The organism is Providencia sp. PROV109 (assembly GCF_033681625.1).
In the GTDB taxonomy this organism is placed as follows: Bacteria; Pseudomonadota; Gammaproteobacteria; order Enterobacterales; family Enterobacteriaceae; genus Providencia; species Providencia hangzhouensis.
Window position 1 is genome coordinate 2,075,964 of record NZ_CP096320.1, and the last position, 26,596, is coordinate 2,102,559.

Consider the following 26,596-nt stretch of genomic DNA (forward strand, 5'->3'; position numbering starts at 1 on the left):
ATTACTGTGAAAATCCTTTCGCTATCGTGTCTACAGTCGTATTTAAAAGATCTATATAGGTTGGTACTGGGCCATCGGCAGTTGATAATGAGTCAACATATAATACGCCGCCGTATTTTGCCCCGGTTTCTTTACTGACTTGGCGAGCAGGCTTATCAGAAATTGTACTTTCACTGAATACCACAGGGATGTTGTATTTGCGGACAGTATCAATCACTTTTTTCACTTGTTGAGGAGAGCCTTGCTCTTCTGCATTGATTGGCCATAAATAGACTTCTTTAAAGCCGTAATCTTTCGTTAAATAGCTAAATGCGCCTTCACTTGAGACTAACCAACGTTCATTTTCTGGAATACGGTTTAAGCGTTCACGTAAAGGGGTATCAAGCTCTGCAATTTGCTGCGCATATTTTTTCGCATTGGCATTATATGTTTCTGCATTTTCAGGATCATATTTAACTAGAGCTTGGCGAATATTTTCAATATAAATTTTAGCATTAGCAGGAGACATCCAGGCATGTGGGTTCGGGTTGTCTTTATACTCACCTTCACGGATTGGCATTGGCTCAATACCTTCAGTGACTACGACAGCAGGGACATTCTTAAAGTTTTCAAAGAAACGTTGGAACCAAACTTCCAAATTCATCCCATTCCATAAGATTAAATCTGCGTCATAGGCTTTCATAATATCTTTAGGCGTCGGTTGATAACCGTGGATTTCTGCTCCAGGCTTCGTTATAGACTCGACAATTGCCGCATCTCCAGCTACATTTTGAGCGATATCTTGGATAATGGTAAAAGTGGTAACGACTTTAAATTTTTTAGCAAAAGCCGGCTGACTAAAAAAGATGACTGCTATCAAAGCAAACATACTGGTTAGTAAAGGTGCAGATAATCGAGATACGTTCTTCTTCATAAAAGTTGACCCTGACATTATTGGTTTAGCGTTTTTTAACATACAGTTGTTAAGGTTTATAACAATTATATTTTATATCTCAACTGATAATGATTATCAATATCAATTGAGGAAAATAAACATAAAAAATGTGGAATAGCATTATTCGTCATTATGGGCTTCTAAGTCCCATGGTTATTTGTATGACTAAAACACGTCCTGAAGTAAAAGTTAAGTAAAAATTATTTTATTTTTCTTAGGATTAGTTATTCTGCCATCGGCTTCCATCGTAGAGGATTCGACAGTGAAAAAAATAATTGGCGGCACTTTTGCGCTACTGCTACTTGCAGGTTGTTCAAGCGAGCCAGATAGGCCTGTAACAAAACAGCGGATGCTAGAGCCTACAGGGCCTGTAACAGCACAAAATACGACATTCCCAAGAACGCCTTTTGATGAGTTTATTCGTGAGTCTGCGGCTCGTTACAGTGTTGATGAAGCTTTAATTAGGGCCATTATTGAGGTCGAATCCAACTTTAGGCCTGAAGTTGTCAGTAAATCAAATGCAATAGGTTTGATGCAGATTAAAGCTTCGACAGCGGGACGTGACGCATATCGTTATCAGGGAAAGTCGGGAGAGCCGAGTTCTCGTGACTTAAAAGATCCACAAAAAAATATTGATATTGGTACAACTTATATTCGTATTTTAAAGGAGCAACATCTTGCTGGAATTAGCCACCCTCAGACATTATATTATGCAACGGTTGTCGCTTATGTGAACGGGGCGGGGGCATTATTAAGAACATTTGATAATGATAAAGGCCGGGCGATTGCAATGATTAACAGCTTATCGCCGGAAGAATTTTATCAACACGTGCAAACAAAGCATCCTGCACCGCAAGCCCCACGCTATTTGTGGAAAGTTAAAAATGCTTACAATGCATTAGCGATGTCTTATTGATATTCCTTCATTAAATATGGGAGCTGCGCGACAATTTCAACGATGCCGTTGATAACAAATTGCACTCCCATACAGATTAATAAGAACCCCATCACCCGAGCGATTGCATCAATACCGCTATTACCTAACCACCTCATAATCGAAGTTGCGCCTTTTAAACCAATCCAAACGATAAAGCTTGCAATAAAAAAGGTGATAACGGGGGCGACTTTTAAAACCCATGGAGCGAAACTAACATTACTTTGTAATGATGCAGTGGAGCTGATGATCATGGCGATAGTACCAGGGCCAGCAGTACTCGGCATCGCAAGGGGAACAAAAGCAATACTAGGGGATTCTTGGCGTTTTTTGGGAACATTCGGGTCATCAAGGGCATTGGTAGTCGGGTCTTCCCCAACATCACTGCTAGGAAACAGCATGCCAAAGCCAATAAATGCCACAATTAACCCACCTGCAATTCTAAGACCTGGTATTGATATTCCAAATGTATTCATAACTAACTGGCCTGCATAAAAAGCGATAGTCATAATTGCGAACACATAAATAGAAGCCAATAACGATTGATGGTCACGCTGCTCTTTTGTCATATTAGCAGAGATGCTTAACATGACTGCAATTGCAGTTAAAGGGTTGGCGAGAGGAAGTAACAGTACCAGACCAATACCAACGGCTTGAAATAGCTCAAGAAAATTTGTCATGGAAGTTAGATTCAAGCTCCTGATTAATGTGAATAAAATACCTTATCTCAAATGATAGCAAAATTTCTTATAGATCTGTAGGTTAGCATTTATATCTAGTGAGATATTTTATGGTAGGAGGTGGTTAGCATACTGATGAGTAAGAGTTAATATTAACTATCATTTATTAGTTTGTAGATAATAAGAGTTGTTCACATTAATTGTGGATAACAATGGCTTTCATCTGTGAATAACTTATTTTATTTGTTAAATAACAGCAAGATGAGTGATTGTGGTAAAAGTATTCAATTTTTAAAGGCAAAAAAAAACCTTTTTATGGGGGATAAAAAGGTTAAGGGCATTTCGTAACAGGTTGTCTTTAAGTTGATATGGGATACAGTATATCTGCTGCAATGTTATTTACTGATAATTTATGTAAATTCATTAAAAGAATTCACTGTGACAGACAAGTAAAGGGTAAAAAAATATGTTAAACGGAATCAACCATTTAACTTTAGCTGTAACTGATTTAGAAAAAAGTATTGGTTTTTATCAATCACTACTTGGTATGAAGTTACATGCGAGTTGGAAAAAGGGCGCCTATATTTCCTGTGGCGATTTATGGTTATGTTTATCATTAGATATAACTCGCCAATTTTCGTCCCCAGAAAAAACGGATTACACACACTATGCCTTTAACGTTGATGCGAAAGACTTTCTTATCGTTGTTGATAGGCTAATGCAAGCAAATGTCATTGTCTGGAAAGAAAATAAAAGTGAAGGAGATTCTTTTTACTTTCTTGATCCAGATGGCCACAAATTAGAATTGCATGTAGGCGGCTTATTACAGCGCTTAAAGAGCTGCCAAGAAAAACCGTATGAAGAAATGAAATTTTATTAAAAAGAGTTATGGATTTCTTTACAAAGGATTTTTAGTTTTAAAAATAGCTTTACGCAGAGTTGGTTATCCTATTTTCAGTTAATTTTGAGTAATAGGAAAAAGAATGAAAAAACTTATAGCGACATTAGCCGGGGCGTCGATGCTATTAGTTTTGGCTGCCGCCATGTTACTAATCGTTTTTCCTCAGCAGTGGAAGCAAAGCATTTATCCGAATATATCCCAAGTCTTACCAACATCCCTCAGTGCTATTTTACCGCAGAGTTTAGCCAGTAATGATATTTGTAATAGTCTAGAGGATAACCTGCAAAGTTTTACTGATTATCTTAAAGTGAATCAGGACATTGTTGATGTAAAGGGAATGAATAGTTTAGATGAACAACTTGCCAATATTCAAACCAGAATTGATTCTATGCCCAGTGATGTACGAAATTTAGTTTGCCAGCAAGAATATAGTAAATTAGAAGGTTTAAAGAGTGTGTTTTCCTTAACTCCCAATAACTAATTATTTTTGTAGTTAATATCACTCCTCTATATGTTCCTCCACTCAAATTTATATATTCATTTATGGTATGCTAATAGCATCATTTTGGCTTACAGGTAACGCAATGAATATATTTAAATTGCCATTATTGAATTGGTTAGTCGCTAATGGGGTCGCTGTATATTTTCTTTCCAAGCAAGGTCTTTTAGACTGGACGTTTTCTGGTTGGATGGGAATTTTAGGTATATTAATTGCACTGGAGAGTGTGAGTTGGGTCGCGACAAGCCTTTACTACTTTTATAAACATAAAACATCACCAAATCCTACGGTTAAGGCAACGCATTTAGTGACTAACGGGCCTTACCGATTTTCACGTAATCCAATGTATTTAGCTTTTACATCAATGAGCTTGGCTTTAGCTTTCTTTTCACATTCTCCTTATTTTTTGGTCGCAGGGTTAGTATTTTGGCTGATTACTGATTTATACACGATCCCACAGGAAGAACGTTTTTTATCTGCATCATTTAAGAATGAGTGGGAAAAATATAGCAAACAAACGAGACGTTGGTTATAGATTGGTGGAAATGAGACGCTTTATCATTTAATCTGTTTTGTACACTTCAAATTTAGAATTTACGCAAAACATATTTAGGATAATCATGAACTATCAGGTGGCGCCATTTTGGATATATTCCAGTAAACTCGCATGTTTTATAATGTTCAGCGTATTTTTTGCTTTTTTTTCGGTAAGTGGTTTTATACTTTATTTATTTACCATCGGGGTTGTTTGGGCTGTCGTAGTCTCATTTAAAATTCATGGAATGAAGGAAAAAGGAATAGTCTTAAAAAATAGCGATACATCTGATTGGATGGTATATGTGAATGGTATTCCAGTCCAAGAAAGAAGACAAACTCTCTCCAATCCCTGTTTTGCAACGATACAGCATGCGAAGTCATTCTTTAGTATTGCCTTTATTATTCGGGCGTTAATTCAAATTATCTTTTGTATTTATTTACTTTGGCAAATAGAGAAATTAGATAATACTTATGTACTATTACTCTCGTTAATAGCCACTTTCTACATCATTTACTCTTTATGGAAATCAATTCAATCGGTTATTATTCTTCAACAAAATAAGATAATCAGTGAAGAGTTAATCGCACCTAGTGGATCCCATTGGTATCGCGTTTTTTTTGAGCAAAAAGAGAAACTATTTCCTGCGTTAGATAACTTATTTGCCATTTAATCGGGAAGGTATTGATTTTTCATATGAAGAAGAACAATTAGCGGCATTACGCTATCACCATAAAATAGGTCTGTGTTATCATTAGTAGTTGAGTTACTCACGATGTAACGAAATAGGGCACTTAAATTGCCCATATTTGTGTACATGTCTTGCATTGTGAAGTGAGAAATCGTTAGTAACGTATTGATTTATAAACTTTGGAATAATCAAGCAAGTGATCTTTCGTGTGGGTCACCACTGCTGATAAGGATTTTTTAATGCCTGTTATTACTCTTCCTGATGGAAGTCAGCGTCAGTTTGACCACCCCGTTTCTGTGATGGATGTTGCTCGTGACATCGGCGCAGGTTTAGCTAAAGCCTGTATTGCAGGACGAATTAATGGCGAACGTGTCGATGCATGTGAAATAATTGAACATGATGCAAACGTATCCATTATTACGAGTAAAGATGAAGACGGACTCGAAATTATTCGTCACTCTTGTGCTCACCTGTTAGGTCATGCAATTAAACAACTATGGCCAAACACGAAAATGGCGATTGGCCCTACTATCGATAATGGTTTTTACTATGATGTCGATTTAGACCATATGCTGACGCAGGAAGACTTGGAAAAGCTTGAAAAGCGTATGCTTGAGCTTGCCAAAACAGATTATGATGTGGTGAAAAAACGCGTTTCTTGGAGCGAAGCTCGTGAAACTTTCGTTGCCCGTGGCGAAGACTATAAAGTTGAAATTTTAGATCAAAATATTAGCCAAGATGACCGCCCTGGTTTATATCATCACGAAGAATATGTTGATATGTGTCGTGGTCCACACGTACCGAATATGCGTTTTTGCCACCATTTTAAATTACAGAAAGTGGCTGGCGCATACTGGCGTGGTAACAGCGATAACAAAATGCTGCAACGTATTTACGGCACCGCATGGGCCGATAAAAAACAATTAGCGGCCTATTTATTACGTTTAGAAGAAGCAGCTAAGCGTGACCACCGTAAAATTGGTAAACAATTAGATTTATACCATATGCAAGAAGAAGCGCCGGGTATGGCATTCTGGCATAATGACGGTTGGACAATTTTCCGTGAGCTGGAAACCTTTGTACGCACTAAACTAAAAGCTTATAACTATCAAGAAGTTAAAGGCCCATTCATGATGGATCGCGTGCTGTGGGAAAAAACAGGTCACTGGGATAACTATAAAGACGCGATGTTTACGACTTCTTCTGAAAACCGTGAATATTGTGTGAAACCAATGAACTGCCCAGGTCACGTACAGATTTTCAACCAAGGTTTGAAATCATACCGTGACTTACCATTGCGTATGGCAGAGTTTGGTAGCTGTCACCGTAATGAGCCGTCAGGTGCACTGCACGGCTTAATGCGTGTGCGTGGCTTTACTCAAGATGATGCACATATCTTCTGTACTGAAGAGCAAATCTTAAGCGAAGTAACTAGCTGTATTGAAATGATTTATGATGTTTACGCAACTTTCGGTTTCGAAAAGATTGTCGTAAAACTATCAACCCGTCCTGAAAAACGTATCGGTACTGACGAGATGTGGGATAGGGCGGAAGAAGACTTAGCGAATGCACTGAAATCAAAAGGTATTGAGTTTGAATACCAACCAGGTGAAGGCGCATTTTATGGTCCGAAAATCGAGTTTACACTGTACGACTGCCTTGACCGTGCATGGCAATGTGGTACTGTCCAGTTAGACTTCTTCTTACCGGGCCGTTTAACAGCTTCCTATGTAGGTGAAAATAACGAACGTATCGTTCCTGTTATGATCCACCGTGCAGTGTTAGGTTCACTAGAACGCTTCATTGGTATCTTAACAGAAGAGTATGCAGGCTTTTTCCCAACATGGTTAGCACCACAGCAAGTGGTTGTAATGAACATTACTGATAGCCAAGCAGATTATGTTCAAGAATTAGTAAGCAAGCTGCAAAGTGTTGGCATTCGTGCGAAAGCGGACTTACGTAACGAGAAAATCGGCTTTAAGATCCGTGAACACACGCTGCGTCGTGTCCCTTACATGTTAGTATGTGGTGATAAAGAAGTTGAATCAGGTAAAGTTGCTGTACGTACCCGTCGTGGTAAAGACTTAGGCAGCCTTGATGTCAACGAATTCATGACAAAACTGCTTGAAGAGATCCGCAGTCGTCAACTCAATCAGATGGAGGAATAAGGTATTAAAGGCGGAAAAAAACTCCCAACGGCGCGCCCAAATCGTATTAACGATGAAATTCGCGCAACAGAAATCCGTGTCACTGGTTTAGACGGTGAGCAACTTGGTGTAATGAGTGTGCGTGAAGCCCTCTTTAAAGCAGAAGAAGCAGGTGTCGACTTAGTCGAAATCAGCCCAAATGCTGAGCCACCAGTTTGTCGTATCATGGACTACGGTAAATATCTTTATGAGAAAAGCAAATCTCAAAAAGAACAAAAGAAAAAACAAAAAGTTGTTCAAGTGAAGGAAATTAAATTCCGTCCGGGAACAGACGAAGGCGACTACCAAGTTAAACTACGTAGTTTAATTCGCTTTTTGGAAGATGGTGACAAAGCTAAGGTGACACTGCGTTTCCGTGGTCGCGAAATGGCTCACCAACAGATTGGCTTAGAAGTGCTTAACCGCATCAAAACCGATCTGGATGAACTGGCATCAGTAGAATCATTCCCATCAAGGATTGAAGGACGCCAGATGATCATGGTATTGGCACCAAAGAAAAAATAATTAAGCCAGTATGGTTATAGCGAAGTATTGCTAGAGTCTAGCAGCGCTCATTTGGGCGCTGCTTCTCTATTTTGTTTGTCTTATCTAATGAGTAAAAATAATTGCTTCAATGCTACAAATTTCCCTCAAAATCCAAGTTTTCAAACAGTTCAGTGTGATTTATTGCAAGATTTACTTGAGTAATCCGGCAAGAAGCATTAAAATCCGCGGTCGAATCACTTTGTCGGCGCATAGCGCATAAAGACAAACAAAGAATATCGTACACGCGTCAAGTAGTAACTATTGAGTGACGAGTGTATTTGCTTGAGAGAAGCAAATCTCTTTATCCAATTGGAGGAATGAAGTATTAAAGGCGGAAAAAGAATCCCAACAACACGTCCAAATCGTATCAATGATGAAATTCGTGTTCCAGAGGTCCGTTTAACGGGTTTAGACGGTGAACAGTTAGGCATCATGAGCGCACGCGAAGCGCTTGAAAAAGCTGAAGAAGCAGGTGTAGACCTAGTAGAAATCAGCCCAAATGCTGAACCGCCAGTTTGTCGTATCATGGATTACGGCAAATTCCTTTATGAGAAGAGCAAATCTCAAAAAGAGCAAAAAAAGAAACAAAAAGTTGTTCAGGTGAAGGAAATTAAATTCCGCCCTGGTACAGATGAAGGTGATTATCAGGTCAAACTACGCAACCTGACTCGCTTTCTGGAAGATGGTGATAAAGCTAAAGTTACACTGCGTTTTCGCGGTCGTGAAATGGCTCACCAGCAGATCGGTCTGGAAATGCTTAACCGCATCAAAGCTGATCTGGAAGAACTGGCATCCGTGGAGTCTTTCCCTTCAAGAATTGAAGGACGTCAGATGATCATGGTGCTGGCACCGAAGAAGAAATAATTAGGCCTGCAAGTAATACTCGTTTATAGCAATATAGATGTTATTCGCCTAATTAATTCGTAGTTAATCACAATGCGAAGTTGGAAATAAAAGAAATGCCAAAGATTAAAACTGTACGTGGCGCAGCAAAGCGCTTTAAAAAAACTGCAGGTGGTGGCTTTAAGCGTAAGCATGCAAACCTTCGTCACATCCTGACTAAAAAGTCAACTAAGCGTAAACGCCATTTACGTCCGAAAGGAATGGTATCTAAGGGCGATCTGGGTCTGGTAGTTGCTTGCCTGCCTTACGCATAAGTAAACAATTTAGTTAATATAAGATAAAGACGATAGGAGATAGCTTATGGCTCGCGCAAAACGTGGTGTAATCGCCCGTGCACGTCACAAAAAAATTCTGAAGCAAGCGAAAGGTTACTATGGTGCACGTTCACGTGTTTACCGCGTAGCATTTCAAGCGGTAATCAAAGCTGGTCAATACGCTTACCGTGACCGCCGTCAACGTAAACGTCAGTTCCGTCAACTGTGGATCGCACGTATCAACGCTGCGGCTCGTCAGAACGGTCTGTCTTACAGCCGCTTCATCAATGGCTTGAAAAAAGCTTCAATTGAAATCGACCGTAAGATCTTAGCAGACATCGCAGTTTTCGATAAAGCAGCATTCACTGCTTTAGTTGAAAAAGCGAAAGGCGCTTTAGCTTAATTGTTTGCTTGGAAAGAGGAGGGAAACTTCCTCTTTTCATTTATAGCTATTTGTGTTAATACTTTAGATACAGTTAGTTATTGAGAGTTTATTACATGCATTCTGTGATTTTTCGTTTCTTTTTTTACTTTAGCACCTGAATTTCGGGGGCTTTTTCGCGTAAATAGAAAGAAGAAATGAAAAGTTACGCTAAAGCCTCCTTAGGGAGGCTTTTTCATTTCTAGTTTTAGATTAAGTGCAGTAAAATCAGTTAAGTATTCATTCATTACCAAATAGAATGTGAAGCTTAATATATATAGTGAATAACTAGCAAAAAGACCAAGTGGTCATAAAGGGGAAACAATGCCACATCTCGCTGAGTTGGTTGCACAGGCAAAAGCAGCCATTGAACAGGCCCAAGATGTTGCTACGTTGGAATCAGTGCGTGTTGAATATTTAGGCAAGAGCGGCCATTTCACACTACAGATGAAAACGTTGCGTGATCTGCCTGCTGAGGAACGCCCAGCAGCAGGGGCTGTGATAAATGAAGCTAAAGTACAGGTTCAAGATGCACTGAACGCCCGTAAGGACGCGATGCAAGCTGAAATTCTTAATGCACGTCTAGTATCAGAAAAAATTGATGTGTCATTACCTGGGCGTCGTATGGAAAATGGTGGGTTACACCCAGTGACCCGTACAATTCAGCGAATTGAAGAGTTTTTTGGCGAATTAGGTTTCTCTGTTGAAACTGGTCCAGAAATCGAAGATGACTATCATAACTTTGATGCGTTAAATATACCTGCTCACCATCCCGCGCGTGCTGACCATGATACTTTTTGGTTTGATGCAAAACGCTTACTGCGTACGCAAACATCGGGTGTACAAATCCGTACAATGAATGGCCAACAACCACCGATTCGTATCATTGCTCCTGGTCGTGTATATCGTAATGATTACGACCAAACGCATACACCAATGTTCCATCAAACAGAAGGCCTGATTGTTGATAAAGATATCAGCTTTACCAATCTAAAAGGCACATTGCATGATTTCTTGAATAACTTCTTTGAAGAGGAAGTTCAAGTACGTTTCAGACCATCATATTTCCCATTCACCGAACCTTCAGCGGAAGTTGATGTTATGGGTAAAAATGGTAAATGGTTAGAAGTATTAGGCTGCGGAATGGTGCATCCAAATGTATTGCGCAATGTAGGTATTGACCCTGAAGTCTACTCTGGATTTGCCTTTGGTATGGGGATGGAGCGCTTAACAATGCTACGCTACGGTGTTTCTGACCTACGTGCATTCTTCGAAAATGATCTTCGTTTCCTCAAACAGTTTAAATAAGGCGGGGTTATCTCATGAAATTCAGTGAACTATGGTTACGCGAATGGGTGAACCCGGCGATCAGTAGTGAAACATTATCAGACCAAATCACCATGGCGGGTCTCGAAGTTGATGGTGTTGAAGGCGTAGCAGGTCAATTTAACGGTGTTGTTGTAGGTGAAGTGGTTGAGTGCGGCCAACACCCAAATGCAGATAAACTGCGCGTTACAAAAGTTAATGTAGGCGGTGAGCGTTTATTAGATATCGTCTGCGGTGCACCAAACTGCCGTCAAGGCCTGAAAGTCGCTGTCGCAACGGTTGGCGCGGTATTACCGGGTGATTTTAAAATTAAAGCGGCAAAACTGCGTGGTGAACCTTCTGAAGGTATGCTGTGTTCTTATTCTGAACTGGGTATTTCTGATGACCACAGTGGAATTATTGAATTGCCACAAGATGCCACTATCGGTACCGATATTCGTGAATATCTAAAACTTGATGATAATGCGATTGAAATCAGTATTACACCTAACCGTGCTGATTGTTTAAGTATTCTTGGGGTTGCACGCGATGTCGCTGTTATTAATAAATTAGAGTTAAATGAACCAGTTATTAACGCCGTATCTGCAACGACAAAAGATTCATTCCCAATTCGAGTTGAAGCACCAAATGCCTGCCCACGTTTCTTAGGTCGTGTGATCAAAAATATTGATGTCTCTGCACCAACACCAATGTGGATGAAAGAAAAGTTGCGTCGTGGTGGTGTCCGTTCTATTGACGCGGTTGTGGATATTACCAACTACGTCTTATTAGAATTGGGTCAGCCTCAACACGCTTATGATCTAGACCGTTTAGATGGTGCTATTGTTGCTCGCATGGCAAAAGAAGGGGAGAAACTAGTTCTCCTTGATGGCAGTGAAGCAACGTTAAAATCAGACACATTAGTGATTGCTGATGAATCAAAAGCACTGGGGATTGCAGGTATTTTTGGCGGTGAACACTCAGGTGTTAATACGGAAACCAAAAATATTTTATTAGAGTGTGCATTCTTCGACCCATTATCGATCACAGGTCGTGCACGTAATTACGGTTTGCACACTGATGCATCTCACCGTTTTGAGCGTGGTGTTGACCCTCAATTACAGTTTAAAGCGATTGAACGTGCTACTGCGCTAATTGTTGAGATTTGTGGTGGTGAAGTCGGTGAAATTATTGATGTAACCAGTGAACAGCATTTACCAAAAGCCGCAAATATTAAACTGACACGCAATAAATTAGACCGTTTGATTGGTCACTTTATTGAAGATGAGTTAGTTACTGATATTTTGACGCGTTTAGGGTGCAAAGTCACGGTTTCTGCTAATACATGGGATGTTGTCGCCCCAAGTTGGCGCTTCGATATGCAAATCGAAGAAGACTTAGTGGAAGAAGTTGCTCGTGTATATGGTTATAACAGCATCCCTGATGTGCCATTACGTGCTGATTTGACCATGACTAACCACAAAGAAGCTAACTTACCTTTAAAACGTATTAAAGCAATGTTAGTTGACCGTGGTTACCAAGAAGCAATCACTTATAGTTTTGTTGACCCTAAAGTTCAAGCTTTACTGCATCCACAACAAGACGCGTTGCTTTTACCTAACCCTATTTCTGTTGATATGTCAGCGATGCGTTTATCGTTACTGACTGGTTTATTAGGAACGGTTGTCTATAATCAAAATCGTCAACAAAATAGAATTCGTTTATTTGAGACAGGTCTGCGCTTTATTCTTGATAATCAAGCAGAATATGGAATTCGCCAAGAACCTATGTTGGCAGGGGTCATTACAGGTAACAGATTTGAAGAACATTGGTCATTAGATAAACAAGTTGTTGACTTCTTTGACTTAAAAGGTGATCTTGAAGCTGTTTTTGAATTGACTGGGAAACTAAATCAAATTACATTTAAATCTGAGGCACATCCTGCATTGCATCCAGGTCAAAGTGCTGGGATTTATCTGGAAAATGAACACATTGGCTTTATTGGTGTAGTTCACCCAGAATTAGAACGCAAACTCGATTTAAATGGTCGTACGGTGGTGTTTGAGGTTCGTAGTGATGCGATAGCACAACGTGTCATCCCTGAAGCTAAGGCGATTTCGCGCTATCCATCGAACCGCCGTGACATCGCTGTTGTCGTGCCAGAAGATGTGGCTGCTGCTGAAGTTTTAGCAGAGTGTAAAAAAGTTGGCATAAATCATATAGTTGGCATAAACTTATTTGATGTGTACTGTGGTGAAGGAATAGCGGATGGCTATAAGAGCCTTGCTATCAGTCTTGTCTTCCAAGATACCCAGCGTACTATGGAAGAAGAAGAGATCACTGCTACCGTTGATCTGTGTATTGCTGCGTTAAAACAGCGATTCCAAGCCTCCTTGAGGGACTAAACCTATGGCGCTTACTAAAGCTGAAATGTCAGAAAATTTGTTTGAAAAACTGGGTGTTAGCAAACGTGATGCTAAAGACCTTGTCGAAACTTTCTTTGAAGAGGTTCGCCTTTCCTTAGAAAATGGTGAGCAAGTAAAATTATCTGGATTCGGTAACTTTGATTTACGTGATAAAAATCAACGTCCCGGACGTAACCCTAAAACTGGGGAAGATATTCCAATTACTGCCCGCCGTGTTGTTACCTTCCGCCCAGGCCAAAAATTAAAAAGCCGTGTAGAAAAAGCAACTCCGAAAGAGTAATTATATCGTTTGATATGAAAAAAGACCGCCTAGGCGGTCTTTGTTTTTTTGTCACATAAATTGTTTGAGCTCTCTATCTATTAACGTCATAAGAAGTTCATTCGCGGAATTCTTAAAAGCGGTTTCTTTCATTATAACTTTATGTTTTTTCTTTTCACTTAACTTATTGAAATTATTATATTCGGCAGTTGTTCTTTTGGTTGATGACAACCCTCCACCAACAGCTATGGCAATATTCTTTGGTTCCATTTTGTTTTCTTTTGCATGTATCGCGATATTAACAAATAGAGGCATACAAATTTGTAAATGCAATGGTAGTTCTTGCAGCTTAGGCAATCTTTCATCCGCGTTGTTTTTGGCTATCTGTAAAATTTTATCTCTCTTGTTTGGAACCATATTTTTAACATATTCTTTTGTTTCATTTTCTTGATTGATTGATTCTCTATATATATTTATTAATTTTTTAAGTTTGTGTTCTTCATTTGAATGCTTGGTTATTATGTTATTTCGTAATGCTTTAATGGCGCCGGTAAGTTCATTTTGTGTAAAACTATTATCTGCTCTTATTTTTTGACTAAAGCTTGCATTATTAGTTAGTTTTACTAAGAGGTCGGAAATTTTAGAGGTAACACCGCTTATTCTTAAGATACCTTCTTGTTTAATAAATGTTGGGTTGCTCAGCAAAGCTAAAATAATCGTATTCATGGAATGAAACTCTGCTTTTTTATCCTCAGATACATAAGGATACTGGTTGATTAATTCAATATTTTTTAAGTAGATCTTGTTGGCTGCACTTGCCCATTCTTCAGTTGGGTACTGGGCTGACAAATCACTCGCTTCAAGTTTATATTGTTCCTGAAGCTGCTCCGCATGAATTGGTCCAATAGGTAGATTTACAAAGTTGTTAGTAGGTTGGTTATTGGCTGATGGAGGTAAGGCAGTTGTACTTTTAATATATGCGGGGTTATCTATAATCTTAATATTGTCAAACTTATGTTTTACCTTAAACTTGAGTTCATGATACAGAGAAGCAAGGGACTGTATTACTGTATTTTTAATGGCTTTTAGTGAATGAATAAAAGACGTGTTTGGTCTTTCTTCAATTGATTTCGCTTTATTAACGTGTATCTGATTTGTAGAAAAATTTATTTTAGAACTGTTCATATGTATTACTCCAGAGTAAAAAAACTAAAGGAGTTTAGATTCATTCATATACTATCTCTTACATAAAAAGCTATAATTCATTAACTTAATGAAAAAAAATTATTATCATGATAGCTAACCAACTTGAGCATTTGAAAAATAGACAAAAAGCAACGGACTTACGTTTGATTGTTATATTGGTTATCAGTCTGTGTATCGTGTCCGTTTTTTACCTTTGTGTTGGGGAAATATGGTATTGGCCGAATCAATGGGGCGGAGAAAGTGCACAGCTTTTTGTTTGGCAAATTCGTTTTCCACGCCTATTAGCCGTGATAGTTATTGGTGCAGCGTTAGCTGTTACTGGCGCTCTTATGCAAGCTTTATTTGAAAACCCACTAGCCGAGCCTGGGTTATTAGGGGTAAGCAATGGAGCGGGTGTTGCTGTAGTCTTTACAGTACTATTGTCATCTGGCGTAACACATTATTGGTTATTAAGTAGCAGCGCTATCATGGGGGCTTTATTTTTTACCTCTATCTTGCTGTATTTTGCTCGCCGTAAAAATCTAAACAACGCCAGTTTGTTACTAGTAGGTGTCGCACTTGGGGTGATTAGCGGCGCTTGTATGACATGGATGGTGTATATGAGTAGTAATTTGGATTTGCGTCAGCTCCTATATTGGATGATGGGAAGTTTCAGTGGAGTGGATTGGCGCCAAAGTGGTTTAGTCATTGCTAGCCTGCCATTTTTATGTTGGGTACTTTTTCAAGGGAAAATATTGAATTATCTCTCTCTTGGAGCGGTGCAAGCTTATCAACTCGGTATTTCGATTCGTAAATGGCGTTTTATACTGATTATTATCAGTGGTGTATTAATTGGGCTTAGTGTCGCCATGGCAGGTGCAATTAGTTTTATTGGTTTGGTTGTTCCTCATATATTACGATTAATCGGTATAACCGATAACCGTTTATTATTGCCTGCTTGTGCAATAGCGGGGGGCTTAGGATTATTGATTGCCGACTTGTTATCACGTTTATTGATTGCGAATGCAGAGGTTCCAATCGGTGTTATTACCGCCACGTTGGGAGCTCCCATATTTATAATATTACTCATTCGTCAACAGCGGTGGCAGTAAATATGGTACGTAACCAACCAATCATTGATATTAAGAACATTTGTGCGGGACAACGCTTAATTAATTTCTCTGCTCAGGTTTTTTCTGGGGAGCAAATTCATTTATTAGGAGCGAATGGAGCAGGTAAAAGCACTTTACTAGAGGCGCTTAGCGGTTATTTACCTGTGGAGGGTGAAATAATAATTAATAGAATCCCCCTTCAACAATATCGAGTTTCTCAATTAACGACTCAGAGGGCTTATCTGCCACAACTTGTAAGCCAGATCCCAATCTTAAAAGTTTTTCAATACCTAGAGTTATTTTTGCCTAATATGAAATTGTCTGCTGCTATTTTTGAACGGCTATGTACAGATTTTCAATTAACGCCTTTATTACGTAAACCTTTGGTTCAGCTTTCCGGGGGAGAGTGGCAACGTGTTAGAATTACCGCTACCTTTTTACAAGTGTGGGATGATGGAGCATTTAGCGGAAAATATCTATTATTTGACGAGCCCATGAATAATTTAGATATTGTTCAGCAAGCAATGTTAGATAAATGGACTAAAAATTTTTGTGATTGTTCAGGAACCGTTATAATGAGTGGACATGACTTAAGTCACTCTTATAAAAATGCATCCAATATATGGATGATGAAGCAAGGAAGGCTAACCGTGACAGGAAAACCAGAAAATGTGATGACAGAAAAAAACTTATCTGACATTTTTATGTCTGAAATTAAGTTAAGTCAGAGCACATCTAATAGAATGTGGCAAATTATAAATTTATCGGATTAAGAAAAATTGTTTTCAACCCACATTTTTCTATCTGATAAAGCAGCAAATGTTTGCAGGTGTTGAGGTTCGGTTAAAGTATCATTAACTAGAATATTCTATTCACAATGAAAACTAGGCTATAAACAATATGAGCAATTTCTTACCATTTTCAAAACCGGCAATCGGTGATGAAGAGGTCAAGGCAGTTGAAAAAGTTCTGCGTTCAGGCTGGATAACAACAGGCCCACAGAATCATCAATTAGAAGAAGATTTTTGTAAACGTTATGGTTGTAAGCATGCGATTGCACTTTCGTCTGCAACAGCGGGGATGCATGTTGTCTTAATGGCATTAGGTATTGGCCCTGGTGATGAAATTATTACACCATCACAAACATGGGTTTCTACGATTAACATGATTGAATTGCTTGGTGCAACCCCTGTGATGATTGATGTTGATCGTGACACATTAATGATCCAACCCGATGCCGTAGAAAATGCGCTAACGGAAAAAACCAAAGCAATTATTCCAGTTCACTATGCTGGGGCGCCTTGTGATTTAGACGCGTTACGTTTAATTGCTCAAAAAGCGGGTGTGGCTTTAATTGAAGATGCTGCACATGCTGTTGGTACACGATATAAAAACGAGTGGGTTGGAGAGAAAGGCACGTCTATTTTCTCGTTTCACGCAATTAAAAATGTGACCTGTGCAGAAGGTGGGTTAGTTGTAACTGATGACGATGAGCTAGCTCAGCGTGTGCGTACACTCAAATTCCATGGTCTAGGCGTCGATGCGTTTGATAGGCAAATGCAGGGTCGCAAACCACAAGCCGAAGTCGTTGTGCCCGGTTTTAAATACAATTTGTCTGATATCCATGCGGCAATAGCCGTTGTGCAGTTATCTCGTGTCGAGCAATTAAACCAGCGTCGTGCAGAGTTGACAGCTCGTTATCGTGAATTGTTAAAAAATTCCCCATTACAGATGCTTAGTGTGCCTGATTATTCTCATTTGCATTCAAATCATTTATTTATGGTGCGTGTAGATAAAAAACAATGTGGTATTGACCGTGACACTTTTATGGAAAAATTGAAAGAGCACGATATTGGTACTGGGTTACATTTTCGCGCAGCTCATACACAAAAATATTACCGTGAAAAATATCCTGAATTAACATTGCCTGAGTCAACATGGAATAGTGCGACATTATGTTCTTTACCATTATTCCCTGATATGACTGATGCAGATGTTGAACGGGTTGTCAAAGCTGTAGAAGCAGTTCTTTTGGAGTCAAAATAGTGTCACACGCAGATGAATTTGATGAGATAAAAAAAGTCTCAGTGGTAATCCCTGTCTATAATGAAGAGCAGAGCTTACCGCAATTACTAGAACGTACTATCAAGTCATGTAAACAATTAACTCAATCTTATGAATTAATTTTAGTTGATGATGGTAGTAGCGACCGTTCAGCGCAAATGCTTACAGAAGCAGCGGAAAATCCAGAAAACCACGTTATTGCAATTATTTTAAACCGTAATTATGGTCAGCATTCTGCTATTATGGCAGGTTTTAACCAAGCGGATGGTGATTTAGTAATTACTTTGGATGCGGATTTGCAAAATCCGCCAGAGGAAATCCCTCGTTTAGTGCAAACTGCGATGCAAGGTTATGATGTAGTTGGTACACGCCGTGCGAATCGCCAAGATTCTTGGTTTCGCAAAACAGCGTCTAAAATGATTAATGCGATGATCACCAAAGCAACAGGCCGCTCTATGGGTGACTATGGCTGTATGTTACGTGCGTATCGCCGTCATATTATTCAAGCTATGTTGCAATGTCATGAAAGAAGTACATTTATTCCTATTTTAGCAAATACATTTGCACGTAGAACCATTGAAATTGATGTAGCGCATGCAGAACGCGAGTTTGGTGATTCTAAATACAGCTTTATGAAGCTGATTAATTTAATGTATGACTTATTAACATGCCTGACTACGGCACCACTGCGTTTATTGAGTGTTGTCGGTAGTATTATCGCCGCTGGCGGTTTTTTATTAGCGGTATTGTTAATTGCATTGCGTTTAATTTTTGGCGCAGAGTGGGCCGCAGATGGCGTATTCACGCTGTTTGCAGTACTCTTTATGTTTATTGGTGCACAGTTTGTTGCCATGGGTTTATTGGGCGAATACATTGGTAGGATCTACAATGATGTGCGCGCGAGACCTCGTTATTTTATTCAAAAAGTCGTTGGAGCAGATGCGAAATCCGACAAAAATCAGGAAGAAGACTAATGAAAGCTATTGTTTTTGCCTATCATGATATTGGCTGCGTAGGGCTAAAAGCGCTTGAAAAAGCAGGTTTTGATATCCAAGCAGTGTTTACCCACACTGATGACCCAAATGAAAACCACTTTTACTCCTCTGTTGCGCGTTTAAGTGCTGACATGGAGCTTCCTGTTTTTGCGCCTGAAAACGTTAATCACCCATTGTGGATTGAACGTATTCGCGAAATGAAACCTGATGTGATTTTCTCCTTCTACTATCGTGATATGTTGAGTGAAGAGCTGTTAGCTATCGCGCCTAAAGGTGCGTTTAATTTACATGGTTCATTACTCCCTAAATATCGCGGTCGTGCGCCTATTAATTGGGCATTATTAAAAGGCGAAAGCGAAACAGGTGTAACCTTACATAAAATGGTAGCTAAAGCCGACGCTGGCGATATCATTGCTCAAGAAAAAGTGGTTATTACCGATACAGACACTAGCCTGACTTTACATGCGAAAGTCCGTGAAGCGGCGGAAGTTTTGCTGGATAAAACACTGCCATTAATCGAAGCTGGTAGCTACAAAGCCGTTGCACAAGACGAAAGTCAAGCAACGTACTTTGGTCGCCGTACCGCTGAAGATGGTTTGATTAATTGGAACGACAGTGCAAAAGACGTTAATTGCTTGATTCGTGCAGTGACTGAACCTTACCCAGGTGCGTTTACCTATTTAGGTGCACGCAAAATGGTTATTTGGCGCGCACGCGTTTTAGATGATAACCAAGGTAAACCAGCAGGTACGGTACTTTCGAGTGACCCACTGTGTATCGCTTGCGGTCAAGGTGCTATCGAAGTGATTAGTGGCCAAAGTGAGACGGGTTTATATATGCAAGGTAGCCGCCTTGCTAACGAAATGGGTATCGTGACAGATGTTCGTGTTGGTGCAAAACCAACGGCACAAGTAAAACGTCGTACACGTGTTCTGATCCTTGGTGTTAACGGCTTTATCGGTAACCACTTGACTGAGCGCCTGTTAAAAGACGGTAATTACGATATCTATGGTATGGATATCGGTTCTTCCGCAATTGAACGTTTTATTGGTAACCCACGTTTCCACTTTATTGAAGGTGACGTTAGCATCCATACAGAATGGATTGAATATCACATCAAAAAATGTGACGTTATTCTGCCTTTGGTTGCGATCGCGACGCCAATCGAATATACCCGTAACCCACTGCGTGTTTTCGAGTTAGACTTCGAAGAAAACTTAAAAGTTGTACGTTACTGTGTGAAATACAACAAACGCATCATTTTCCCATCAACTTCTGAAGTTTATGGTATGTGTGATGATAAAGAGTTTGATGAAGATGAATCACGCCTGATCGTAGGTCCAATCAATAAACAACGTTGGATTTACTCAGTATCTAAACAATTACTTGACCGAGTGATTTGGGCATACGGTGCAAAAGAAGGTCTGAAGTTCACCTTATTCCGTCCATTTAACTGGATGGGACCACGTTTAGATAGCTTGAACTCTGCGCGTATTGGTAGTTCTCGTGCAATTACACAGTTGATCTTGAACTTGGTTGAAGGTTCTCCGATTAAACTGGTTGATGGTGGTGCACAAAAACGCTGTTTTACAGATATTAAAGACGGTATTGAAGCACTGTTCCGTATTATCGAAAATAAAGATGGTAAGTGTGACGGCCAAATCATCAATATCGGTAACCCAACGAATGAAGCCAGTATTCGTGAATTAGCGGAAATGTTGCTGGAAAGCTTCGAAAAACACCCACAACGTGGAAAATTCCCTCCATTTGCAGGTTTCCGTGAAATCGAAAGCAGCAGCTATTATGGCCAAGGGTATCAAGACGTTGAACACCGTAAACCAAGTGTTGAAAACGCACGTCGTTTACTAGACTGGGTTCCAACTATCGATATGAAAGATACCATTGAAGAAACATTAGATTTCTTCTTACAAGGTGCTGTTGAAGAGTTAGGTAATAAAGACTAATGAAAAAAGTTGGCTTGAGAATTGATGTGGATACTTACCAAGGTACATTAAAAGGGGTTCCACAGTTACTCAAAGTGCTCAAAGAGCATAATATTCAGGCCAGCTTTTTCTTCAGCGTAGGACCCGATAACATGGGGCGCCATTTATGGCGCCTTTTGCGTCCTAAATTTCTGTGGAAAATGCTTAGGTCTAATGCAGCATCCCTTTATGGGTTAGATATCTTATTAGCGGGCACAGCATGGCCGGGTAAAAAAATTGCTAAGGATTTAGGTTACTTGATGAAACAAACCTTGGATGCTGGCCATGAAGTTGGCTTACATGCATGGGATCATCAAGGCTGGCAGGCTAAGGTTGCGAAATGGAGCAAACCGCAACTGACTGAGCAGGTCAAGCTAGGTGTTGATGCATTGGAGCAAGCTATTGGGCATCGTGTGACTTGTTCAGCCGTCGCTGGTTGGCGAGGCGATGAGCGCGTATTGGAAGTTAAACAAACGTTTAACTTTGACTACAACAGTGATTGCCGTGGTAAATATCCATTTAGGCCAATTTTAGCGGATGGCTCATTAGGGACAGTTCAAATTCCTGTAACACTGCCGACTTACGATGAAGTTGTGGGAACAGTCGTGAGTGATGAGGCATTTAATGATTTTATTCTTCAAGCAATTAAAGAAGATCAAGGCATTCCAGTTTATACTATTCACACTGAAGTGGAAGGGATGTCTAAATCGGAACAATTTTCACAATTATTGGAACGAATTACACAAGAAGATATCCAATTCTGTACATTGAGTGAATTACTGCCAGACGATTTGAATTCATTGCCAAAAGGGCGTGTGGTGAGGGCACCATTCTCTGGGCGTGAAGGCTGGCTAGGCTGCCAAGAAGAGGAATAAGCAACCTATGTTGAATAACCGAGCGAGCAAAGTAGGAGCCTCTCTGCTGGCTCTTTTTTTTATCTTAACCTATTTATTGCCGTTGGATAGCCGTTTACTTTGGCAACCAGATGAAACACGATATGCGGAAATTAGCCGTGAAATGTTACAGCGTGGGGATTGGATTGTTCCTTACATGCTGGATGTACGTTATTTCGAAAAACCAGTAGCAGGTTACTGGATAAACAATATTAGCCAAATGATTTTTGGTGAAACTAATTTTGCTGTTCGCTTTGGTTCGGTTTTTTGTATTTTCCTCAGTGCATTACTTGTCTACCGTATGGCAAAAATGATGTGGCGTAATAACCACGTTGCTTATGTTGCTAGCCTCATTTATATCTCAATGTTCTTGGTATTCTCCATCGGAACTTACAGTGTACTCGACCCAATGTTGTCTTTATGGATAGCGGCAAGCATGTTCTGTTGTTTGTGGGCAATGAAATCGAGAGAAGTAAAATCTAAACTAGCGGCATGGCTTTGTCTTGGGCTGGCTTGTGGCATGGCATTTATGACTAAAGGCTTTTTAGCCCTTGCGATCCCCGTGATAGTCATGCTTCCTGTCACAATCTATCAAAAGCGGTTCCTTGAGTTACTTAAGTACGGGCCGCTTGCAATAATTTCGGCGGTTATTATCAGTTTGCCATGGGCTTTGGCGGTTGCAAAACAAGAACCAGACTATTGGCACTATTTCTTTTGGATTGAGCACATTAAGCGTTTCACAGCAGATGATGCGCAGCATATTGCACCGTTTTGGTATTATATTCCAATTATCATTCTTGGCGCTATTCCATGGGCAGGGCTGTTGCCAGGTGCGATAATGAAAGGCTGGAAAGAACGTAAATCTAGCCCCGATATGTTTTTCTTACTGTGCTGGTTTGTTGTTCCTGTTATCTTTTTCAGTATTTCCCGCGGTAAGTTACCAACGTATATGTTACCGTTTATGGCGCCATTGGCATTGCTTATGGCGAAGTATGGGGTTGATTGCGTTCGTAATGGTAAAATGAAAGCATTGAAAGCCAATGGGATCATTAATGTTGTATTAGGGGTCGCTGCGGTTATAGCGGTAATTGTCGTGAGCACGGTGATCAAAAAACCGTTATACGAACCTGATGAATGGTCAAAAATGGTGTTAGGTGTCGTTGCATTTTCTATTTGGGCGATTATCGGTTACCTATGTACGGTATTAAATGCTAAATATTGGTTATGGGCAGCCTCGTGCTCTTTGGCCGTGAGTTTGTGTATTGGTAGTGCTCTGCCGAACAACACCATCGATTCTAAATTACCTCAAAACTTTATTCATCAAAATCATGATTTACTGATGAATAGCAAATATTTGATGGCAAGTAATGTTGGGGTCGCAGCAGGCCTTGCGTGGGAAACACAAAATTCCAATATCTATTTATACAATAGTAGTGGAGAGCTAAGTTACGGTTTGGAATACCCAGATAGCCAACATCGCTTAGTTAAACCGGATCAATTTGCACAGTGGCTAGAAAAAGCACGTAAAGAAGGGCAGGTAACTGTTGTCTTTTTATTAGGCCGTAAAGAAGGGTTACCGGATATTCCTAAGCCAGATGAAGTCATTAAAAATTCACGTATGGCGATTGTGGTTTACCATCAACAATGATTGCACAACTACTGCTGTTATTGCTGGTTAGCGTTTTGACCTGCGTTGGGCAAGTGGCTCAAAAGCAAGCCGTCGTCAATTGGCAGAGTAATAAAACCAATAAAACAGCATCAGCCTTACGGTGGCTGGTGCTGGCGGTTTTTATGCTAGGCCTTGGCATGTTGTTTTGGTTGAAATTATTGGAAACCATGCCGCTGAGTATCGCTTATCCAATGTTAAGTATTAATTTTGTATTAATTACTTTAATTGGCCAGTTTGTTTATAAAGAGCAAACTGGGCTTAACCACTGGTTAGGGGTTGCTGCCATTATGTTTGGTATTTTGCTAATGAGTATCGGCGTATGAACAAGGGTTATTTGTGGGTGATTAGCAGTGCTTTATTAGTCACAGTCGCTCAACTGAGCTTAAAAGCCGGGGTAGTTGAACTACCCTCATTCACACTTGGCTGGCATTGGCTACAATTAGAGTGGTTACTCGCAAATATTACTAGCTTAGGAATTATTTTTTTAGGGTTAGTTTGTTATGCGTTATCGATGTTATGTTGGCTATTAGCTTTAAAACACATAGCATTGAATAAAGCTTATCCGCTTATTAGCTTAAGCTATGTTTTCGTTTATTTATTAGCAGTTTTCTTACCTTGGTTTAATGAACCTGCGACAGGACTAAAGGCCATTGGAATTGGCTTTATTTTATTAGGGGTATGGCTAATTAGCCGGCCCAATAAATCACCAAGTGATAGAACGGAATAATTTCTTAGTTGCTTATATTATAGTCTTCACGCACTATAATATAAGCAAGTTATCGCAATAAGATAGATAAATAAGGTGCTTTATGGTTATCAAAATACAACACCTACCACTATTATTGTGTTTAGTTTTAATTGGTTGTTCATCGACATCCGTTAAAAGAACGCCGCCGCCATTAAAAACACAATTATCAGACCCAATCATGACGATAGCGCAATTAAAAGACCAGCTAGAGCAGTGGTATGGTACGCCTTATCATTATGGTGGAATGAATCAAAATGGTGTGGATTGTTCCGGTTTTGTCTATCGCACATTTAACGACCGTTTTGCCATTCAGTTACCTCGAACAACAGTAGATCAAACTCAATTAGGCACACGGATTGATAAATCTGATTTGATGCCAGGGGATTTGGTGTTCTTTAAAACAGGTTCAGGGGAGAATGGATTGCATGTGGGGATTTACGATACCGATAATACATTCATTCACGCATCAACGAGTAAAGGGGTAATTCGTTCATCAATGGATAATGTTTATTGGCGAAAAGTGTTTTGGCAAGCAAGACGTATCTAAATTCACTATTTTATTCAGTGATTATGCTATCTTAAGGGCAAGTTTTGTTTTAAGGATAGCTCAATGTCAACAGTACGTTTACTCATCTCAGAATCCTACGACCCTTGGTTTAACCTTGCGGTTGAAGAAACTATTTTCCGACAAATGCCAACCGACCAACGTGTTATGTTTCTTTGGAGAAATGCGGATACCGTGGTCATAGGGCGCGCTCAGAATCCGTGGAAAGAATGTAATACACGGCGGATGGAAGAAGATAATGTTCGTTTAGCTCGGCGCAGTAGTGGCGGTGGTGCTGTCTTTCATGATCTAGGTAACACTTGTTTCACATTTATGGCGGGAAAGCCAGAATATGATAAAACAGTTTCTACACAAATCATTGTTGATGGATTAGCACAGGTCGGTATTAACGCACAAATTTCAGGTCGCAATGATTTGGTTTTAGATACAGAAAGTGGTCCGCGAAAAATATCCGGTTCTGCATACAGAGAAACGAAAGATAGAGGTTTTCACCATGGAACCTTGCTGATTAATGCAGATTTAAGTCGTTTAGCTAATTACCTGAATCCAGATCCTAAAAAATTACAGGCAAAAGGGATTACGTCAGTGCGTTCTCGTGTGGCTAACTTGTCTGAGCTTGTTCCTAATATTTCTCATGAAATTGTTTGTGAGGGAATAATTAAAAGTTTTTTTAATTACTTCGGTGAAACGGTCGAAGCGGAGTATATTTCTCCTGAAAAACTCCCTGATTTACCAAATTTTCCAGAAGCTTTTGCTAAGCAAAGTAGTTGGGAATGGAATTTTGGGCAAGCACCAGCGTTTACTCACTATTCAGATACACGTTTTTCTTGGGGAGGAATTGAGTTTCATTTTGATATCGAAAAAGGCGTGATAAATCGCTGTCAGTTTTTTACAGATAGCTTAGACCCATCTCCTTTGGAGTGGTTAAGTGAGCAATTGACGGGTAAAACATATCAGACAGAAACAATACGCTCTTTAGGTAAACAAATGGCCGTAAAATGGCCTCAATTGCAGGAGCAGTTAGCTGATTTGGAAAACTGGTTAGTTCATGAATTAAGTTAAAAAAAGAGCCGACATAGTCGGCTCAGACATAGACTTCAAAATTGCAAATAACTAATAGGAAGGGATGTTCTAAAATAATCAGTTATGACAGCTACAAGTCATAAAGTTTTTGCATTCAGGTAATTCACCTGATTGGCGAAATTTTGCAGGCGTTGTATCAAAGTGCTTTTTAAAGATGCGGGTAAATGTCGCCTGTGAACTAAAGCCATATTGCAATGCGATATCAAGAATAGGTAAGTTGCCTTCACGTAATGATTTAGCTGCTTCTAATAAACGACGTTTACGGACGTATTCACCAAGCGTGCAGCCTTTCATTTCTTTGAAAACACGCTGTAAATGCCATTTTGAATAGCCGCTTTTATCGGCAATTGTGTCGATTTTGATGCCTTCATTGCGCTGCAACTGACTTTCAAGCCATTTAACAATATCGTTGACTACACTTTCTGACATATTTACCTCCTACTCAAGTAGGCTATTGTTCATTAATAACTAATAATAACTCACGAAATTAGGGTCTATTCTTCCTGTTTTTCCGATATATCGATAGGCTAAACGTGCGGTTTTTTAATGATAATAACTATCAGTACAATAGATGTTGAAAAAATTAACATTTTAAACATTCAATATTGTATGTTTAAAACTCTTTTAATTCAAGTGTCTATATTGTCATGTCATTTTTGTAGGTGAGAAAAAGAGAAAATTTTCATTATATTCAAAAAAATTGTTTAAGCTATTCGAAATTATTAACCAAGTAAATAATTGAAATATTATTGCTTCATTTATAATCGTATTTCTATAACAATAAACAGGAAATTCCGAGGTAATTGTTATGATTGAAAGTGCTTGT

The 26,596-nt window shown here is 39.5% G+C and carries 29 protein-coding genes and 1 other annotated feature; of the genes, 25 read left to right on the forward strand and 4 right to left on the reverse strand.

From position 1 onward, the window contains the following. Window position 1: 1 nt before the first annotated feature. Complete coding sequence (locus M1F25_RS09575) at window positions 2–913, reverse strand: metal ABC transporter substrate-binding protein (protein WP_102139217.1); 912 nt, start codon at window positions 911–913, stop codon at window positions 2–4. Between the two features lie 283 nt (window positions 914–1,196). Between M1F25_RS09575 and M1F25_RS09580 the strand changes: the two genes are divergently transcribed. Then, the gene (locus M1F25_RS09580; RefSeq protein ID WP_102139216.1) at window positions 1,197–1,850 is read left to right on the forward strand and encodes a transglycosylase SLT domain-containing protein; all 654 of its coding nucleotides are present in this window, start codon (window positions 1,197–1,199) and stop codon (window positions 1,848–1,850) included. Here the strand turns inward: M1F25_RS09580 and M1F25_RS09585 are convergent. Continuing rightward, window positions 1,844–2,548 carry a MarC family NAAT transporter gene (locus M1F25_RS09585; protein ID WP_181489620.1) on the reverse strand — a complete coding sequence of 235 codons (705 nt, stop codon included), beginning with the start codon at window positions 2,546–2,548 and terminating at the stop codon, window positions 1,844–1,846. The two genes, M1F25_RS09580 and M1F25_RS09585, sit on opposite strands and share 7 nt — an antisense overlap. Before the next feature lie 466 nt (window positions 2,549–3,014). Between M1F25_RS09585 and fos the strand changes: the two genes are divergently transcribed. The 13 genes from fos to ihfA all read left to right on the forward strand — a co-directional run bounded on the left by fos (window position 3,015) and on the right by ihfA (window position 13,495). After that, window positions 3,015–3,428 carry a fosfomycin resistance glutathione transferase gene (gene fos / locus M1F25_RS09590; RefSeq protein ID WP_004263671.1) on the forward strand — a complete coding sequence of 138 codons (414 nt, stop codon included), beginning with the start codon at window positions 3,015–3,017 and terminating at the stop codon, window positions 3,426–3,428. A 103-nt stretch (window positions 3,429–3,531) separates the two neighbouring features. Continuing rightward, complete coding sequence (locus M1F25_RS09595) at window positions 3,532–3,930, forward strand: hypothetical protein (RefSeq protein WP_094961745.1); 399 nt, start codon at window positions 3,532–3,534, stop codon at window positions 3,928–3,930. Window positions 3,931–4,033: 103 nt separating this feature from the next. Continuing rightward, window positions 4,034–4,483 carry a methyltransferase family protein gene (locus M1F25_RS09600; RefSeq protein ID WP_096863950.1) on the forward strand — a complete coding sequence of 150 codons (450 nt, stop codon included), beginning with the start codon at window positions 4,034–4,036 and terminating at the stop codon, window positions 4,481–4,483. Between the two features lie 85 nt (window positions 4,484–4,568). Then, the gene (locus tag M1F25_RS09605; protein WP_110591604.1) at window positions 4,569–5,156 is read left to right on the forward strand and encodes a hypothetical protein; all 588 of its coding nucleotides are present in this window, start codon (window positions 4,569–4,571) and stop codon (window positions 5,154–5,156) included. 257 nt (window positions 5,157–5,413) lie between these two features. Next, complete coding sequence (gene thrS / locus M1F25_RS09610) at window positions 5,414–7,342, forward strand: threonine--tRNA ligase (protein ID WP_004910357.1); 1,929 nt, start codon at window positions 5,414–5,416, stop codon at window positions 7,340–7,342. 3 nt (window positions 7,343–7,345) lie between these two features. Next, on the forward strand, window positions 7,346–7,885 hold the full coding sequence (gene infC / locus M1F25_RS09615) for a translation initiation factor IF-3 (RefSeq protein WP_071524538.1): 540 nt from the start codon (window positions 7,346–7,348) through the stop codon (window positions 7,883–7,885). A gap of 345 nt (window positions 7,886–8,230) precedes the next feature. Next, window positions 8,231–8,770 carry a translation initiation factor IF-3 gene (infC, locus tag M1F25_RS09620; protein ID WP_071524539.1) on the forward strand — a complete coding sequence of 180 codons (540 nt, stop codon included), beginning with the start codon at window positions 8,231–8,233 and terminating at the stop codon, window positions 8,768–8,770. 95 nt (window positions 8,771–8,865) lie between these two features. Continuing rightward, entirely contained in the window at window positions 8,866–9,063 is a 198-nt protein-coding gene (gene rpmI / locus M1F25_RS09625; RefSeq protein ID WP_004263702.1) for a 50S ribosomal protein L35, read from the forward strand. 46 nt (window positions 9,064–9,109) lie between these two features. Next, window positions 9,110–9,466 carry a 50S ribosomal protein L20 gene (gene rplT / locus M1F25_RS09630; protein ID WP_004263714.1) on the forward strand — a complete coding sequence of 119 codons (357 nt, stop codon included), beginning with the start codon at window positions 9,110–9,112 and terminating at the stop codon, window positions 9,464–9,466. Between the two features lie 89 nt (window positions 9,467–9,555). After that, window positions 9,556–9,685, forward strand: a sequence feature (Phe leader region). Beyond that, window positions 9,562–9,606: a pheST operon leader peptide PheM gene (gene pheM / locus M1F25_RS22465; RefSeq protein ID WP_136134757.1), complete on the forward strand. Its 45-nt coding sequence runs from the start codon at window positions 9,562–9,564 to the stop codon at window positions 9,604–9,606. (Overlaps the previous feature by 45 nt.) Window positions 9,686–9,808: 123 nt before the next feature. Then, window positions 9,809–10,792: a phenylalanine--tRNA ligase subunit alpha gene (pheS, locus tag M1F25_RS09635; protein ID WP_004263717.1), complete on the forward strand. Its 984-nt coding sequence runs from the start codon at window positions 9,809–9,811 to the stop codon at window positions 10,790–10,792. 14 nt (window positions 10,793–10,806) lie between these two features. Next, window positions 10,807–13,194 carry a phenylalanine--tRNA ligase subunit beta gene (gene pheT / locus M1F25_RS09640; protein ID WP_181489621.1) on the forward strand — a complete coding sequence of 796 codons (2,388 nt, stop codon included), beginning with the start codon at window positions 10,807–10,809 and terminating at the stop codon, window positions 13,192–13,194. 4 nt (window positions 13,195–13,198) lie between these two features. Then, a complete protein-coding gene (gene ihfA / locus M1F25_RS09645) occupies window positions 13,199–13,495 on the forward strand; it encodes an integration host factor subunit alpha (protein ID WP_004263721.1) in 297 nt (98 codons plus the stop codon). A 51-nt stretch (window positions 13,496–13,546) separates the two neighbouring features. On the opposite strand, the gene M1F25_RS09650 is transcribed toward ihfA, so the two are convergent. After that, a complete protein-coding gene (locus M1F25_RS09650) occupies window positions 13,547–14,659 on the reverse strand; it encodes a RhoGAP domain-containing protein (RefSeq protein ID WP_272514979.1) in 1,113 nt (370 codons plus the stop codon). Window positions 14,660–14,766: 107 nt separating this feature from the next. On the opposite strand from M1F25_RS09650, the gene btuC reads away from it, so the two are divergent. The 11 genes from btuC to M1F25_RS09705 all read left to right on the forward strand — a co-directional run bounded on the left by btuC (window position 14,767) and on the right by M1F25_RS09705 (window position 25,749). Further along, window positions 14,767–15,771 carry a vitamin B12 ABC transporter permease BtuC gene (btuC, locus tag M1F25_RS09655; protein ID WP_181489623.1) on the forward strand — a complete coding sequence of 335 codons (1,005 nt, stop codon included), beginning with the start codon at window positions 14,767–14,769 and terminating at the stop codon, window positions 15,769–15,771. A 2-nt stretch (window positions 15,772–15,773) separates the two neighbouring features. Then, on the forward strand, window positions 15,774–16,544 hold the full coding sequence (locus M1F25_RS09660) for an ATP-binding cassette domain-containing protein (protein ID WP_181489624.1): 771 nt from the start codon (window positions 15,774–15,776) through the stop codon (window positions 16,542–16,544). Window positions 16,545–16,671: 127 nt separating this feature from the next. Beyond that, entirely contained in the window at window positions 16,672–17,817 is a 1,146-nt protein-coding gene (arnB, locus tag M1F25_RS09665; protein WP_181489625.1) for a UDP-4-amino-4-deoxy-L-arabinose aminotransferase, read from the forward strand. Then, window positions 17,817–18,809, forward strand: a complete 993-nt coding sequence (gene arnC, locus M1F25_RS09670; protein ID WP_004263733.1) for an undecaprenyl-phosphate 4-deoxy-4-formamido-L-arabinose transferase — start codon at window positions 17,817–17,819, stop codon at window positions 18,807–18,809. The genes arnB and arnC overlap by 1 nt, the downstream gene beginning before the upstream one ends. Continuing rightward, complete coding sequence (arnA, locus tag M1F25_RS09675) at window positions 18,809–20,794, forward strand: bifunctional UDP-4-amino-4-deoxy-L-arabinose formyltransferase/UDP-glucuronic acid oxidase ArnA (RefSeq protein WP_094961752.1); 1,986 nt, start codon at window positions 18,809–18,811, stop codon at window positions 20,792–20,794. The genes arnC and arnA overlap by 1 nt, the downstream gene beginning before the upstream one ends. Next, window positions 20,794–21,687 carry a 4-deoxy-4-formamido-L-arabinose-phosphoundecaprenol deformylase gene (gene arnD / locus M1F25_RS09680; protein WP_181489626.1) on the forward strand — a complete coding sequence of 298 codons (894 nt, stop codon included), beginning with the start codon at window positions 20,794–20,796 and terminating at the stop codon, window positions 21,685–21,687. The genes arnA and arnD overlap by 1 nt, the downstream gene beginning before the upstream one ends. 7 nt (window positions 21,688–21,694) lie before the next feature. Continuing rightward, window positions 21,695–23,353: a lipid IV(A) 4-amino-4-deoxy-L-arabinosyltransferase gene (arnT, locus tag M1F25_RS09685; protein ID WP_181489627.1), complete on the forward strand. Its 1,659-nt coding sequence runs from the start codon at window positions 21,695–21,697 to the stop codon at window positions 23,351–23,353. Further along, window positions 23,350–23,697 (forward strand): 4-amino-4-deoxy-L-arabinose-phosphoundecaprenol flippase subunit ArnE, encoded by a 348-nt coding sequence (gene arnE, locus M1F25_RS09690; protein WP_181489628.1) that lies wholly within the window; start codon window positions 23,350–23,352, stop codon window positions 23,695–23,697. Before arnT ends, arnE begins: the two co-directional genes overlap by 4 nt. Then, window positions 23,694–24,101 (forward strand): 4-amino-4-deoxy-L-arabinose-phosphoundecaprenol flippase subunit ArnF, encoded by a 408-nt coding sequence (arnF, locus tag M1F25_RS09695; RefSeq protein WP_004263744.1) that lies wholly within the window; start codon window positions 23,694–23,696, stop codon window positions 24,099–24,101. Before arnE ends, arnF begins: the two co-directional genes overlap by 4 nt. Window positions 24,102–24,183: 82 nt before the next feature. Further along, complete coding sequence (locus M1F25_RS09700; protein ID WP_036958662.1) at window positions 24,184–24,669, forward strand: C40 family peptidase; 486 nt, start codon at window positions 24,184–24,186, stop codon at window positions 24,667–24,669. Between the two features lie 63 nt (window positions 24,670–24,732). After that, a complete protein-coding gene (locus M1F25_RS09705) occupies window positions 24,733–25,749 on the forward strand; it encodes a lipoate--protein ligase A (protein ID WP_112307420.1) in 1,017 nt (338 codons plus the stop codon). Between the two features lie 78 nt (window positions 25,750–25,827). Here the strand turns inward: M1F25_RS09705 and M1F25_RS09710 are convergent, their stop codons facing one another. Beyond that, window positions 25,828–26,199, reverse strand: a complete 372-nt coding sequence (locus tag M1F25_RS09710; RefSeq protein ID WP_004910390.1) for a helix-turn-helix domain-containing protein — start codon at window positions 26,197–26,199, stop codon at window positions 25,828–25,830. Window positions 26,200–26,596: the final 397 nt, after the last annotated feature.